Source organism: Marinobacter sp. (assembly GCF_041984545.1).
Lineage (GTDB): Bacteria > Pseudomonadota > Gammaproteobacteria > Pseudomonadales > Oleiphilaceae > Marinobacter.
Map to the genome: position 1 here is coordinate 1 of NZ_JBHIXV010000036.1, position 14,339 is coordinate 14,339.

Annotated in this window: 10 protein-coding genes; 4 read left to right on the top strand and 6 right to left on the bottom strand. The window is 61.0% G+C overall.

The genetic code is table 11. From position 1 onward, the window contains the following. The first annotated feature begins 186 nt into the window (after window positions 1–186). Entirely contained in the window at window positions 187–1,158 is a 972-nt protein-coding gene (locus tag ACFC20_RS14770; protein WP_375193684.1) for a tRNA dihydrouridine synthase, read from the top strand. A gap of 106 nt (window positions 1,159–1,264) precedes the next feature. Further along, window positions 1,265–2,257 (top strand): MBL fold metallo-hydrolase, encoded by a 993-nt coding sequence (locus ACFC20_RS14775; protein ID WP_375193685.1) that lies wholly within the window; start codon window positions 1,265–1,267, stop codon window positions 2,255–2,257. 25 nt (window positions 2,258–2,282) lie between these two features. On the opposite strand, the gene ACFC20_RS14780 is transcribed toward ACFC20_RS14775, so the two are convergent. Continuing rightward, window positions 2,283–3,296, bottom strand: a complete 1,014-nt coding sequence (locus ACFC20_RS14780; RefSeq protein ID WP_375193686.1) for a class I fructose-bisphosphate aldolase — start codon at window positions 3,294–3,296, stop codon at window positions 2,283–2,285. A gap of 142 nt (window positions 3,297–3,438) precedes the next feature. Here ACFC20_RS14780 and ACFC20_RS14785 point away from each other — a divergent pair, with 142 nt between their 5' ends. After that, complete coding sequence (locus ACFC20_RS14785; protein WP_375193687.1) at window positions 3,439–5,514, top strand: dehydrogenase; 2,076 nt, start codon at window positions 3,439–3,441, stop codon at window positions 5,512–5,514. Here ACFC20_RS14785 and ACFC20_RS14790 read toward each other — a convergent pair. From ACFC20_RS14790 to ACFC20_RS14805, 4 genes are all read right to left on the bottom strand, one after another. After that, window positions 5,484–7,055 carry a glutamate synthase-related protein gene (locus ACFC20_RS14790; protein ID WP_375193688.1) on the bottom strand — a complete coding sequence of 524 codons (1,572 nt, stop codon included), beginning with the start codon at window positions 7,053–7,055 and terminating at the stop codon, window positions 5,484–5,486. The genes ACFC20_RS14785 and ACFC20_RS14790 overlap by 31 nt on opposite strands. A 160-nt stretch (window positions 7,056–7,215) precedes the next feature. After that, window positions 7,216–9,405, bottom strand: coding sequence for an OsmC domain/YcaO domain-containing protein (locus tag ACFC20_RS14795; protein ID WP_375193689.1), 2,190 nt, complete (start codon window positions 9,403–9,405; stop codon window positions 7,216–7,218). A 103-nt stretch (window positions 9,406–9,508) separates the two neighbouring features. Further along, the gene (locus ACFC20_RS14800; protein ID WP_375193690.1) at window positions 9,509–10,204 is read right to left on the bottom strand and encodes an aspartate/glutamate racemase family protein; all 696 of its coding nucleotides are present in this window, start codon (window positions 10,202–10,204) and stop codon (window positions 9,509–9,511) included. Between the two features lie 168 nt (window positions 10,205–10,372). Next, a complete protein-coding gene (locus ACFC20_RS14805) occupies window positions 10,373–12,472 on the bottom strand; it encodes a TonB-dependent siderophore receptor (protein WP_375193691.1) in 2,100 nt (699 codons plus the stop codon). A 146-nt stretch (window positions 12,473–12,618) separates the two neighbouring features. Here ACFC20_RS14805 and ACFC20_RS14810 point away from each other — a divergent pair, with 146 nt between their 5' ends. Continuing rightward, on the top strand, window positions 12,619–13,530 hold the full coding sequence (locus tag ACFC20_RS14810; RefSeq protein ID WP_375193692.1) for a pirin family protein: 912 nt from the start codon (window positions 12,619–12,621) through the stop codon (window positions 13,528–13,530). Between the two features lie 52 nt (window positions 13,531–13,582). On the opposite strand, the gene ACFC20_RS14815 is transcribed toward ACFC20_RS14810, so the two are convergent. Further along, window positions 13,583–14,248, bottom strand: a complete 666-nt coding sequence (locus tag ACFC20_RS14815; protein ID WP_375193693.1) for a DNA-3-methyladenine glycosylase I — start codon at window positions 14,246–14,248, stop codon at window positions 13,583–13,585. Window positions 14,249–14,339: the final 91 nt, after the last annotated feature.

A 14,339-nucleotide genomic window follows, 5' to 3' on the forward strand; every position in this document is an offset into this window, starting at 1 on the left:
CGAGCCATGTCGCGGTTATTTTGCCAACTTCGGAGGCTGTTTTCACACAGCCTCCTTCGGGCGCCCTTTTTGTTTCTGCCATCCATAGGTGTGTCCCCTGCTGTTGGTAGGGCCCCGAATCCCGTACAATCGCGCCCAGATTTCCGATCCCGCTTGTGACGGTGGCAGCGCCCGCCCGGAGTACCCATGCGTATCATTCTTGCCCCGATGGAAGGGCTTGTGGATGCACCCATTCGTGAAACCCTGACTCAGGTAGGCGGGATAGACCGCTGTGTAACCGAATTCGTGCGTGTGACCCATGGCATGCTGCCGCCAAGGGTGTTCTACAAATACGCGCCAGAGCTTCACAACCGGTCGATGACCCGCATGGGAACGCCGGTGGCGCTGCAACTGCTGGGGTCTGACCCGCACCAGATGGCGCGCCACGGCGTGCGTGCCGCCGAGCTTGGAGCCAGCCAGGTGGACATCAACTTTGGTTGCCCCGCCAAGACGGTGAACAAGCACAAGGGCGGCTGTGTGCTGATGCGAGAGCCTGAACTGATGCACGAGATTGTAGCGGCGGTTCGGGCGGCGGTGCCCTCCGAGATTCCGGTAACGGCCAAGATGCGTCTGGGATACGACGACCGCTCCATGGGCGTGGCCTGCGCCCAGGCGCTGGAGGCCGCTGGCGCCGGGGAAATCGTGATCCATGCCCGCAGCAAGGTGGACGGTTACAAACCGCCGGCCTACTGGGAGGAAATCGCCCGTGCGCGGGAAGCGGTCCGCACGCCCATCATCGCCAACGGCGAGATCTGGACCGTGGCCGATTACTGGCGCTGTCGCGAGGTGTCCGGCTGTGAGGATGTGATGATCGGCCGGGGGCTGATAGCCCGGCCAGATCTGGCAAGGCAGATCAAAGCCAGCCAGCAGGGTGAAGCCATCGAGGACATGACCTGGCCGGAAGCCGTTGCCCTGGTACGTGAGTACGCGACGGTTCTGCAAGGCTGGCTGGAAGACCGCTACGTGACAGGGCGCATCAAACAGTGGCTGAACTTCCTTCGCCAGGGCTTTGCCGAAGCCGAAGTGCTCTGGCCTGAGGCCCGCAAGGTCCGACAGGTGGCCCCCATGCTGGCGTGCCTGGAGCAGCCCGCGGCGCGAACCCGATTCCGGGCGGCCTGAATCCCGCTAGCCCCGCCCTCCCGTTTTCCGGACTACACTGGTACCGGAAGCGTTTTTGTTCGTACAAGAATCACACGAACAACAAAACCTGTGGGAGGACGACACAATGATTTCCGACACGTTTCGGAACCGTATAACAGGCGCTGCGCTGGCTGTCTGTGCCCTGTCACTTGCCTGGCAACCCGCCATGGCCGATAACCATGTGGTCAAAGTCACGCCGTTGGGTAGCCATGACGGCGAGTTCTGCAGCCGCGACCGGGCCCTGGTGTTTGAAGACCCGAACGGCACCCGCATTCTCTATGACGCCGGGCGCACCGTGGCCGGTCCGGACGATCCCCGCCTTGGCAAGATCGATGTGGTGCTGGTCTCGCACATGCACGGCGACCACGTGGGTGACCAGCGAATCCGCGAGACGAACGAAGGCACCTGCGCGTCGCCGGATACCGGCGTTTCCACCTTGCCGCAGTCGAACACCGTGGATATTGCACTCAAACACGACGCTATGATTGTCACCGGCAGCGAAATGCCTGCGTTCTTCGCGGCCAAGCTGAGAGACGCCGGTGGAGACCCCGGAATGTCGAAGCTGGTGCGCTTTGGTGGTGAAGTGACCGTGGGTGGCGTGGCCATTACCACCGTGCCTGCGGTGCACAGCAACGGGGTGTCGCCGTCGTTCCTCACCGGGCCGCTGGCGGAGTACCTGAAAGCGGCCGGCGTTGGTGCCAGCGTGGGACCACCCACCGGCTATGTGCTGAAGTTCTCGAACGGTCTGGTGGCGTATCTCTCGGGTGACACCGGCATCACCGCCGAGCAGAAACTGGTGGTGAACGACCATTACGGCGCGCTGCTGACCGTTATGAACATTGGCGACACCTTCACTACCGGACCCACCCAGGCGGCCTACGTGATCAACGAGCTGGTGCAGCCGTCGTCTGTGATTGCGTCTCACGCCAACGAGCCAGCCACCGAGGGTGGTGAGGTTAAGGCGGGCACCCGCACCGCGCTGTTCCGTGATCGGGTAACGGTACCGGTGCATGTGCCGCTGAGCGGGCGCACCATGGCATTCGACCGCACCGCCAAATGCGTCAGCGGTTGCGGTTGATGGTGACAATAGGGGCTGGGCCCGGTTAGTCCTCCATGTCCGGCCGGTAGCTGCCTGAGCGCGCCGCGCCATTGAGTCGTGCGCGTTTGAGCATGGCGGCCTGGGCTTCCGGGCCGTTGTCCAGGCTGCCCGCCCAGGCCTTCTGGGCAGGCTCCTGAAGTGCCCGACCATAGGAAAAGCTCAGAGCCCAGGGCTGCTGTCCCAGGGAGTTCATGGCGTTCAGGTTGGCGGTGGCCTCCTCAGGCGTCTGGCCACCGGACAGGAAGAAAATGCCGGGCACGGCTGCTGGCACCGAACGCCGGAACACACCCAGGGTGGCGCTGGCGACCTCTTCGGGGCTCGCCTTCGGATTTTCCTTGCCTGGCGTGACCATGCTCGGCTTGAGAATCATCTGTTCCAGCGCCACGCGGTGGCGGTACAGCGCGTGGAACACCTCCCGGATCACCGCTTCACTGACCTCGGCGCACCGCTCAATGCTGTGATCGCCATCGATCAGAACTTCCGGCTCCACAATAGGCACGATGCCCACGGACTGGCAGATCGCGGCATAGCGAGCGAGCACCTCGGCATTGGCCTCCACCGCCTGGCGGGAGGGCAGGGTGTCGGAGATGTGAAACACGTTGCGCCACTTGGCGAATCGGGCGCCCTGATTCTTGTAAATCTCCAGCCGATCCTCGAGGCCATCCAGCCCTACGGTGATTTCGTCGCCGGGAGCATTGACCAGGGGTTTCTTGCCTTTGTCGACCTTGATACCGGGCACAATACCCTTGCTGGCGAGCAACTTGGCCATCGGGACCCCGTCGAGGCTGGTCTGGCCCAGGGTTTCCTCGAACAGAATCACGCCACTGATAAACTCACCCAGGCCCGATGCGGAGAAAATCAGACTTCGATACTCGCGGCGTTTTTCTTCGCTGGATTCAACGCCCACCGCCTTGAATCGCTTGGCGATGGTGGGGTGACTTTCGTCTGCCGCAAGGATGCCCTTGCCGGCCTGCACCAGCTCCTGGACGGTAGCATCGAGTTCTTCCTGTAGGGTCATAGCACGCTCCTGTCTGATGGTCCCTCGTTCTCTGAGTGTAGTCGCTCACAGGCGTTTCGAAATTTGATCTGGACTAAGGTGCGGACGGCTGATCTGGTTTAGGCTTGGTATAACTGCTGCCGCAGACAGGGAAGGCCGCACCATGAAAACCGTCTTCAGTGTAAGCCTGGGTTCCTCCGAGTACGATTACGATCTCGAAACCGAGTTTCTCGGACAGTCTTTCCGGATTATTCGCGTGGGCGCGGATGGCGATCTCTCGCGGGCCGAGGCCGTGCTGGATTCGGTGCACGAGCAGGCCGACGCCATTGGCCTGAGCATGGTGCACGATCATTACGAAGTCGGCCGGGAACGACTGGAACATCCCGATACTGCCCGGCTCGAGGCGGTGGTCCCCGACAAACCCGTAACTACGGGCGCCGGGCTCCGGGGAATCCTGCAGGAGTGGGCCGTGAGGCACACGCAGTCAGAACTGGGCCACTTCTTCGACAATGCCCGGGTACTGTTCGTTAACGGCCAGGCTGGCTATCGCATTGCCAGGGCACTGGCGGAGCATACCGACAATCTCTTCTTTGCTGACCCCTACATCGACTTCGGTGTGCCAAGGCTGCTGACTTCGCTGAATCAGCTGGAAACCTACACCGCCCTGACCGCGCCCCTGATGTTCCGGCCGGCAGCGGTGCGAACCGTGGAGGCGCTGCTGAGAACGCCGGTCTATCGTCTCGGTGAGGGACTGGTGCGTGGTTCCCTCGAAAAAGCCGTTGCCGACGCCCATGTGATTGTGGGGGCATTGGGTGATCTTGAGCATTTTGGCCAGAAGGAGCTGGACGGCAAAACCGTGATCACCTCCCGGGTGACCGAGGCGTCACTGGATTGGCTGCGCTCCCGCCGGGTGGCCATGGTGGTTGACTACAGCCCCTGGCTGGCGGGCAGACCTGTCGGCGTCAACGTAATGGAGGCCATGATCAGTGCGGCACTGGCCCGCACACCAGAGCAATTGGGTCCTGACGACTACCTGGATGTGATCCAGACCCTGGGGATGGAGCCTCGCATCCTGTATCCCGATGGTTACCGGCGGGTGAACCGGTTTGCCTTCGTCATCCATCCGCTGTCGCAACAATACCTGACCAGGACACCTCCCCTGGACTGGATCGCCAGTGTGTCGCCCCCGACGGTGATGAACCTGGTGGAAAAGGCCGTCGCTTACACGCCCCCGTTCATCTACTCAAAAGTCTCGGGCATCCGTTCGCCCACGGGCGACGAGGCGGAAGGCTGGCTGATCACGGTCGGTGGCACGCCCCGGGAAATCATGGCCCACGGACCGGAATTTACCTACGCGCGGTTGCTGCAGGCAGCAAAACTGGCAAAGAAACTCGGCGCACAGATTATGGGCCTGGGGGCCTTTACCAAGGTGGTGGGGGATGCCGGCATTACCGTGGCCAAGCGGGCGCCACTGCCGATTACCACCGGCAACAGCTACAGCGCCTCTGGCGCCCTGTGGGCCGCCCATGAGGCCATGAAAAGAATCGGCCGGGTGACCATCGGCCCCAACGGCAAGGCTGCCGGCAAGGCCATGGTGGTCGGCGCCACTGGCGCCATCGGATCGGTTTGCGCCAGGCTGCTGGCCAAGGCCGTGGACGAAATATACCTGGCGGCGCCGGAGCCGGCCAAGCTTCTGGCCCTGAAAGAAAGCATCGAACAGGAAACCCCCGGGGCCATCGTTCATCTTGCGGGCTCGGCCGATCGCGACCTTGGCCAGATGGACATGATCGTCACCGCCACCTCTGGCGCTGGCAAGCGTGTTCTCGACATCACCAGGGTTAAACGGGGTTGTGTGATCACCGATGTTGCGAGGCCGCTGGATATCCCCGCTGAGGATGTGGCCAAACGCCCGGACGTGCTGGTGATCGAATCCGGGGAAATTCAGCTACCCGGCGATGTGCGAATGAAAGACATCGGCCTGCCCGGGGGCATCGCCTATGCCTGTCTGGCAGAGACCATCGTGCTGGCCCTGGAAGCCCGTTTCGAAAACTTCACCCTTGGTCGCAACATCGAATGGGAGAAGGTTCGGGAGATCTACAGACTGGGCCTGCGCCATGGCATGAAGCTGGCCGCCATTTCCGGAGTCAACGGTGTGTTCACCGAAGAGGACTTCGAGCGGGTGAGAACCCTGGCGGCCAGCACGGAGCGTCAGGCGGAGGGGTCAAGCACGCCGGCGTAGCGTACGCCGCTCAACAGGGCCATCTCCCGATGCCAGGTGGACAGATCGTCGAGGTTGAATTTGCTCAGGCTGTCGTGGCCACAGGCCCTTGCCATCACCTGCATCAACGACGTTGACGCCTCCAGGAAGTTTTTCAGCTGCTTCGCCGACTGGTCGACATTCAGGCGCTGGCGCAGATCCTTGTTCTGCGTGGCAATGCCCGCCGGGCAGTTGTTGGTATTGCAGATGCGCGCCGCCACACAGCCGATGGACTGCATGGCGCTGTTGGCTACCGCCACACCGTCTGCCCCGAGGGCGAGGGCCTTTACGAAGTCGATGGGCACCCGCAGCCCGCCGGTTACGATCAAAGTGACCCGGCCGCTCGCGCCGCGATCATCCAGGTAACGGCGGGCCCGGGCCAGGGCCGGAATGGTGGGTACGCTGATGTGATCCCGGAACATTTCCGGCGCAGCCCCGGTGCCGCCGCCACGGCCGTCCAGAATGATGTAGTCGGCGCCGGCATCCAGGGCGAACTGGATATCCCGTTCAATGTGGTTGGCGCTGAGCTTGAAGCCCACCGGAATGCCACCGGTAATCTCACGAACGTGGCCGGCGAAGCGCTGAAAGTCCTCCACTGAGCGCAGGTCTTCGAAGGTGGGCGGCGAGTTGGCCGGTTGGCCCTCGGGGATGTTCCGCACTTCCGAAATCTTGCCGGTGTTCTTGTTACCGGGCAGATGGCCGCCGGTGCCGGTCTTCGCGCCCTGGCCGCCCTTGAAGTGGAAGGCCTGCACTTTTTCCAGCAATTCCTCCTTGTAGCCAAATTTGGCGCTGGCCAGCTCGTAGAAATACCGGGAATTCTCCTGCTGCTCCTCCGGCAGCATGCCGCCCTCGCCGGAACAGATGCCGGTGCCCGCCATTTCGGCACCCCGGGCCAGGGCGATTTTTGCTTCCTCGGACAGGGCCCCAAAACTCATGTCGGACACAAACAGCGGCATGCTCAGGGTCAGCGGTTTGCGCGCTTCCGGGCCAATGACCAGCTCGGTGGCCACGTCGGCGTCGTCCGCCAGGGGCTTGCTGGCCATCTGCGCCACCATCAGTTGCAGATCGTCCCAGTGAGGCAAGTTGTGGCGGGGCACGCCCATGGCCGTGGTCGGCCCATGGTGGCCCATGTTGCTCAGGCCTTCCCGGGCCAGCTGATAGATAAACTCAACGGTGGGTTCTTCTTTGGTGGATCTGGCTTTCGGGGCGTCGCCGGACTCGCTTTCGCCGTCCTCGTCGTCGCCGCCGTCGGATTCGGGCGCTTCCTTGCCAACCTGATCATCGCTGAACTGCTGGTGGGTGCCATCGCAGTACGGCGCGCTACCGGTCTGCTTGCACTGGCACAACACCGCCTCCTCGTCTTTTTCCGCCTTGAAGACTTTCGGCTTGAAGCCTGTGTCTGCGTGGGAACCGTCGCAGAAGGGCTGGTCGCTGGAGCGACCGCACACGCAGAACGCGTATTCCTTTCCTTTCTTCAGGGTGACTTTCTTCGGCTTGTTATCAGCGATCACCGGATTGCTCATCGCAAGGCTCCTGTTTTCGTTTGTGCCGGAAATGGTCGGAAAACTCTAGAGGTGTACGGGCATTAAACGAAAATAGGCTACTTGTTATGTTCCGGGATGGATAGGAAGCAACCGCACCGCACGCGGCAGTGCGATTGCTCGAGTCTGTCGCCGGGGGCGATCAGGCCAGGCCGGCGCGGGCCGCTCGGGCGGTATGGAGCTTCTTGTAGCTCTCGATCAGACGCTGGTGCTTGTCCAGTCCTTCCAGTTGCATGTTGGTGGGCTCGAGGCCATGGAAACGCACGGTGCCGTTCACCGAGCCGACCACCGCATCCATGGTCTGCTCGCCGAACATCCGGGTGAAGTTGGTGAGGTAATCTTCCAGTTCCATCTCCTCATCCAGAGTTACCTCGAGTACCGCCGCCATGGCGCGATAGAACAGGCCTCGCGCCACGGTGTTGTCGTTGAACTGCAGGAACATGTCGACAAATTCCAGCGCTTCCTCGTGCCATCGTAGCGCCAGGCAGATCAGGATCTTCAGCTCCAGGATGGTGAGCTGGCCCCAGACGGTGTTCTCGTCGAACTCTACGCCAATCAGGGTGATGATGGTCATGTAGTTGTCGAGCTGGCTTTCCTCCAGGCGCTCCACCAGATCGGCCAGCTGCTCATCGCTCAGACGGTGCAGGTTGAGGATGTCTTCCCGATAGTCCAGGGCCATGTTGGTGTTGTCCATGATCAGGTCTTCCACCGGATACACCTCGGAATAGCCGGGGACCAGAATCCGGCACACCGGCGCGCCCAGTTCCTCATACACGGCCACGTACACTTCCTTGCTCAGGTCCCGGAGAATTCCAAAAAGGCGGTCGGCCTCTTCGGCGTTGGTGCCCGAGAAATCCCATTCCACGAACTCGTAGTCGGATCGGGCACTGAAGAAACGCCAGGAGACAACGCCAGTGGAATCGATAAAGTGCTCCACAAAGTTGTTTGGCTCGGTCACCGCCAGGCTGTTGAAGGTGGGCGGTGGCACGTCGTTCAATCCCTCGAAGCTGCGACCCTGCAGCAGTTCGGTCAGGCTGCGCTCCAGGGCCACCTCAAAGCTTGGATGTGCTCCGAAGGAGGCAAACACGCCGCCGGTTCGCGGGTTCATCAGGGTGACGCACATTACCGGGAACTGGCCGCCCAGGGAGGCGTCTTTCACCAGGGTTGGGAAGCCCTGGGCTTCCAGAGCCTGAATACCCTCGAGGATATCCGGGTACTTCTCCAGCACCTCTCGCGGCACATCCGGCAGGGCAATTTCCTGCTCGATGATCTCTTTTTTCACCGCCCGTTCGAAGATTTCCGAGAGGCACTGCACCTCGGCCTCGGGCAGCGTGTTACCGGCACTCATGCCGTTGCTCAGGAACAGGTTCTCGATCAGGTTGGAGGGAAAGTAGACCACCTCGCCGTCGGACTTGCGCACAAAGGGCAGGGACACGATGCCCCGGTCGGCCCGGCCGGAGTTGGTATCAACCAGGTTGGAGCCCCGAAGGTCGCCGTCCGGGTTGTAGATGGCCAGGCAGTGATCGTCCAGGATGCCTTCCGGCAGCTCGTCGTCCGGGCCTGGTTTGAACCACTTTTCGTCCGGGTAATGCACGAACTCGCTGTTGGCGATCTCCTCGCCGAAGAACTGATCGTTGTAGAAGAAGTTGCAGTTCAGCCGTTCAATGAATTCACCCAGGGCCGAGCACAGGGCACTCTCCTTGGTCGCGCCCTTGCCGTTGGTAAAGCACATGGGGGAGGCAGCGTCGCGGATGTGCAGGGACCAGACGTGGGGCACGATATTGCGCCAGGAGGCAATTTCGATCTTCATGCCCAGCTCTTCGAGAATGCCTGTCATATTGGCGATGGTCTGCTCCAGGGGCAGGTCCTTGCCCTCGATAAACGTCTGGGTGCCGCCTTCGGGTTGGGTCATCAAGAGGGCCTGGGCGTCGGCGTCCAGGTTCTCAACGGTTTCAATCTCGAAGGTGGGGCCGGTCTGTACCACTTTTTTCACGGTGCAGCGGTCGATGGAGCGCAGGATGCCCTGGCGATCCTTCTCGGAGATGTCCTCGGGCAGTTCCACGGAGATCTTGAAGATCTGGTTGTAGCGATTCTCCGGGTCCACGATGTTGTTCTGGGACAGCCGGATGTTCTCGGTGGGGATGTCCCGCGCCAGACAGTAAACCCGCACAAAATAGGCCGCACAAAGCGCCGACGAGGCCAGGAAATAATCAAACGGGCTGGGGGCGGAGCCGTCCCCCTTGTAGCGGATGGGCTGGTCCGTCACCACCGTGAAATCGTCAAATTTGGCTTCCAGCCGAAGGTTCTCGAGAAAATTGACGTTGATTTCCATGACAAAACACCTGGATCGGAGAATTTGGCGTGCCGCAGCCCGGGAGCTTCCGACGAATGGCGGCCATTATCCAGTTTTTGCGGGTGTTCGTCTTGGTCGGTTTTTACGGACCTGCCAGGGCCTGGTCAACGGCCTGTATGGCGTGGATTGCCGTGGTGTCGTACAGCGGTACCTCGGTGTCCTTCTGATTGATCAGCAGGCCGATTTCGGTGCAGCCCAGAATCACCGCCTGCGCGCCACGGCCGGAGAGTGAGTTTACGATGTCCAGGTAAGCATCCCGCGATTGGGCCAGGACGTGACCCTGGCACAGTTCTTCATAGATTACCCGATGCACCGCTTCCCGCTGCAACTCATCCGGAGTAAGAACCTCAATGCCGGCCTTCTCCAGGCGTTCCCGGTAAAACGCCTGCTCCATGGTGAAACGTGTTCCCAGCAGCCCGACGCGGTTTATGCCATCGTTTCGGAGTACCTCGGCCGTGGCATCGGCGATGTGCAACAGGGGAATCTGAACGGCCTGTTCAATCTCGGGTGCCACCTTGTGCATGGTGTTGGTGCCAATAAGGAGGAAGTCGGCCCCGGCCTTTTGAAGTGATGCGGCGGCGCGAGAAAGAATGTCTGCCGTGGCGGGCCAGTCTCCTCTGTGTTGCAGTGCCTCGATCTCGGCAAAGTCGACGCTGAAAAGCACCAGTTTCGCCGAATGGAGGCCACCCAGCCGGGCTTTGATACCTTCATTGATCAGCCGGTAATAGGTTTGCGTGGACTCCCAGCTCATGCCTCCCAACAGGCCAATGGTTTTCATGGATAATCTCCCTAGTGTCCGCTAATCATCACAGAAGGCTACGGGCGCTTCCCGTGGGTGTCACTATAGCTGCTGGGGCGAACCCGGACCCGGTTTTCAGGCAGCAAAAGAAAAAGCCGCCCGCTTTGAGGGCGGGCGGCTTTCACGAGCGGGCAGATTGAAGGATGCTCAGAACCGGAATTTGGCGTTTGCATTGACGGTACGGCGTTCTCCGTAACCGCAGTCGCCGCCCTCGTACCGGCACCAGGTGATGTACTCTTCATCGGCCAGGTTCTTGGCATCAACGCTGAAGTCCCACTGGCCCCAGGTGTAGCCGACCATGGCGTCGTAGAGGGTCACTGAGGGCACCACCGGGCCACCGCCGGAACCTACGTTGTCGCCCACATAGCGTACACCGGCACCAAAACGCCAGTTGCTACCCAGGAACAGCTGGTTCCACCAGGAGGCCTGGCGCTCGGCCACGTAGGGCAGTCGGTTGCCGGTGGAGTCGTTTTCCGCGTTCAGGTCGGTGTAGGCCAGTTGGGTTTCGAACCGCTGCCAGCGCTTGTTCACCTGCAGCTCCCAGCCGTTGATAACCGCGCCGGTCTGCTCCACGCCGCCGGGCGTTTGTCCATCGCTCACCCGGTTTTCCTGGGTAATGTCGAAGTAGGCTGCGGAAATGCCAAGGGAGCGATCCGGCGATACGTATTTTACGCCCGCTTCCTGCTGCTCGCCGGTCGTCGGCTCCAGGGTGCCGGCAGAGGCGGTGCCATCGGTGCCGAGATTCATGCTGAAGGCTTCCGCGTAGCTGATATACGGAGAGATGCCGTTCTCGAACCGGTACATCAGGCCTGCGCGGCCGGTTGTGGCTTCCTCGTCGCTAACGGTATCCGCTCCGGAAACGGCCAGCCGGCGGTTTTCAGCCCAATCGTGGCGCAGGCCGGCAGACACAACCACGGGTCCGATTTCAATGTGGTCTGCGACGTACACACCGATCTGCTCGATCTCATTATCCGGTCGGTCAGAGGGGTTAATTACTCCGGCATTTAGGTTGCCGTACTGCGGATCGTAAACGTCAAAGGTGCCGCCCAGGCCGTAACCGTAGAAATAATTGGACTGCTCCCAGCGGGCATCCTGGCGGTCGGCGCCGATGATCAGACGATGGCGGGTGTTGGCCAGCTTGATGTCACCTTCGAGCCGGGCATCGAGGTTGAAGATACGGGTCTCGGCATCGACGGTGTAGATGGTGCGTGGCACCTCGCCGTTGGCATCCGGAACGCTGGGAATGGTGATCCAGTGTTCCCGGGTTTCGGCACTGGAGTCGGTGTATCGAGCGGTGGTGGAGACCGCCCAATTGGCATTCAGGCGGTGGTCGAGAAAGACAGTGGCTTCGGTTTTTTCACGGTCGTACCGGTCCCATCCCGGCTCACCCACGAACCGTTCGGAACCAATGAACCCCTGCGAGCCCGGATCAAGCGTACCGGCCTGGGGCAGGAACTGAGCAGACACCTGGCCGTTGTTTTCCTGCCGGTTCAGCAGCAGGGTCAGGCTGGTGTCTTCCGAGGGGCGCCAGGTGAGGGAAGGCGAGAGCACGTAGCCGTCGTCTTCAACGTAGTCCACCTGGGTATCGCTGTCACGACCCAGCGCGATAAGCCGATAGAGCAGTTCACCGTCTTCGGTTGCGGGGCCGGTAACATCCACCGCCAACTGTTTGCGATCGAAGGTGCCGTATTGGGCCCAGATTTCCCCGGCCTGTTCCTCTTCGGGCCGCTTGGATACGGCGTTGATGATGCCGCCGAGGTCACCCTGACCGTAGAGCATGGAGGAGGGCCCTTTCAGCACTTCGATGCTTTCCAGTGCATAAACGTTGCTGCGTACTGTGTTGTAGGAGCCATAAATCTGCCGCAGGCCGTCCAGATAGCGGCCGGCATCCACACCGCGCACCGTGGCTGAATCTATTCGGGTGTCAAAGCCAAAGGAGCCTGCGTAAACACCCGGGGTGTACAGAAGCGCATCCTGAATGGTCTTGGCGCCGGAGTCCTGGATGAACTGCTCATCGACAACGGACACCGAGTACGGCTGCTCCTCAATGGCCACGTTCTGTTTGCCGACCTGGGGCTGCTTCTGAAGATCCATGTGTTCCGGCGCTGTGATCGCGTCTGACACAACGTCCAGTGGGGCAAGCTCTTCGGTTTCGCTTGCGTTGGACTGAGCCAGAGCGACCAGCGGAGTACCCATCAGCGAGGCCAGGGCGATAAAGCCGCAGCGGCGGCGGAAAGGAAGGTTCATGGCTTTGGAATCTCCTGTTATGAAACGCAGAGGCGAATGATAATGATTGTTAATAAAAATACAACATTGGCGTATTGCTGATGGGCGGTGCGCTCAGGTGTTGCGGGAATGGACTAACCTGAACCAATACACGGGGAGGATGAGTCATGAGTAACTTGATGCCAGAGGCCGAGCAGTCCTGCGGTGAAACAGTGGCGCCGTGCAGCGCCATACAATCGATATTGAGTCCCAGGGTTGCCAATCTGGGGGGCTTCTCGGTTCGGCGGCTCCTGCCGACCGCCAAGCAGAGAATGGTGGGTCCGTGGATTTTCTTTGATGAAATGGGCCCTGCGGATTTTCCCCCGGGCGAGGGCATCAACGTGCGGCCGCACCCACACATCGGTCTCGCCACGGTCACCTATTTGTTCGACGGTGAAATACTGCACCGGGATTCCGTTGGCAGCTTTCAGCCCATTCGACCTGGAGACATAAACCTGATGGTGGCAGGACGTGGCATTGCCCATTCGGAGCGGGAGCGGCCGGAAGTCACCGCACAGGCCCATCGTGTCCACGGCCTGCAACTCTGGTTGGCGTTGCCCGAACACGACGAGGAGGTGGACCCAGCTTTCTACCACTACCCGGCCTCGGAGATTCCTTCCGTGGAGGTGAATGGAGCCACCGTACGCATCATGATCGGAAGTGCCTATGGCCAGACATCACCGGTTATCCGGCATAGCGATACCCTTTACCTGGAAGCGTTTCTGAGAGCCGGGCAGAGTCTGGCGCTACCGGAGTCAACCGAACGCGGCCTCTACGTGGTGAGCGGGTCTCTCAAGGCCCATGGCTCTGAGGTTGAGGCCCACAGCATGGCGGTCCTGAGCAATGAACCCGGGGTTTCGGTTACCGCCCAGGAGGATACAAGGATCGCCCTGATCGGTGGCGAACCGCTGGGGAGGCGGTTTATCGAATGGAATTTTGTTTCGTCCCGCAAGGACCGGATTGAATCCGCGAAAGCCGACTGGCGGGCAGGGCGCTTTGCAAAGGTAGTAGGTGATGAATCGGACTACATACCTTACTGACATGCGAGAGGTTGCCGTGAACGACACTCAGTGAGGCGTTGCGCGATGGCACTCAGTCCAGTGTCATGGAAAGTATGCGTGACAGGTGACTGTACGGCAGCCCGGTTTCTTCGTGCCAGCGATTGAAGGCTTGCTGTGCCTGCATCAGTCCTTTCTTGCTGGTGGGGGACGCATCCAGCAACTCTTCCCGCTGCAGACCCGCGATCACATCGCGGGAAAGAATGAACCCATCCCAGCCAACCCGGCGCAGGAAATACTGGGCGCTGTTGCCGCCAAGCCTCGCGCCATTGCGCTTCAGCCAGAGCAGTAAACCCGCCTGATCGGCGTGAGGCCAGGCCGCCAGGAACTGCCCGAAACTGCCGTGTTCGCGAGCCGTTTCCACAATCATGCGTGCGTTCTCGGGAACCGTCTGGATCTTCTGGGCGTTGCGGACAATCCGCTCATCGCCGGCCAGTTGCTCCAGCACTTCGGGTGGTACCTGCTGCCAGTACAGTGGCACGAAGCCCTCGAAGGCCGCCTCGAACTGCGGCCACTTGTTCTCGACAACCCGCCACACGAAGCCGGCCTTGAAGATGCAGCGGGTGATCTCGGAGAGATAACGATCATCGCCGAGCGCGGCGAGCTCCTCGGCCGTGGCCACTCGGGGCAGCCGGGACTTCACTTCGGATTCGCCGCCTTTCTGCAGCACGGCCTGTTCGTAGAGACGGAAGAAGGACATGGCACCTGTCTGTCGGTTAATCAGGAATGCTGGGACGGTACCCTGAACCTTGCCTTATGCCAAGCCTCTACTTTTGTAGGCTCCCTGGTGA

Coding starts and splice junctions, on each gene's coding strand:
- ACFC20_RS14780 (WP_375193686.1), bottom strand. CDS start 3,296: ATGACCCTACAGGAAGAACTCGATGCTACCGTCCAGGAGCTGGTGCAG.
- ACFC20_RS14785 (WP_375193687.1), top strand. CDS start 3,439: ATGAAAACCGTCTTCAGTGTAAGCCTGGGTTCCTCCGAGTACGATTAC.
- ACFC20_RS14800 (WP_375193690.1), bottom strand. CDS start 10,204: ATGAAAACCATTGGCCTGTTGGGAGGCATGAGCTGGGAGTCCACGCAA.
- ACFC20_RS14770 (WP_375193684.1), top strand. CDS start 187: ATGCGTATCATTCTTGCCCCGATGGAAGGGCTTGTGGATGCACCCATT.
- ACFC20_RS14805 (WP_375193691.1), bottom strand. CDS start 12,472: ATGAACCTTCCTTTCCGCCGCCGCTGCGGCTTTATCGCCCTGGCCTCG.
- ACFC20_RS14795 (WP_375193689.1), bottom strand. CDS start 9,405: ATGGAAATCAACGTCAATTTTCTCGAGAACCTTCGGCTGGAAGCCAAA.
- ACFC20_RS14775 (WP_375193685.1), top strand. CDS start 1,265: ATGATTTCCGACACGTTTCGGAACCGTATAACAGGCGCTGCGCTGGCT.
- ACFC20_RS14810 (WP_375193692.1), top strand. CDS start 12,619: ATGAGTAACTTGATGCCAGAGGCCGAGCAGTCCTGCGGTGAAACAGTG.
- ACFC20_RS14790 (WP_375193688.1), bottom strand. CDS start 7,055: ATGAGCAATCCGGTGATCGCTGATAACAAGCCGAAGAAAGTCACCCTG.
- ACFC20_RS14815 (WP_375193693.1), bottom strand. CDS start 14,248: ATGTCCTTCTTCCGTCTCTACGAACAGGCCGTGCTGCAGAAAGGCGGC.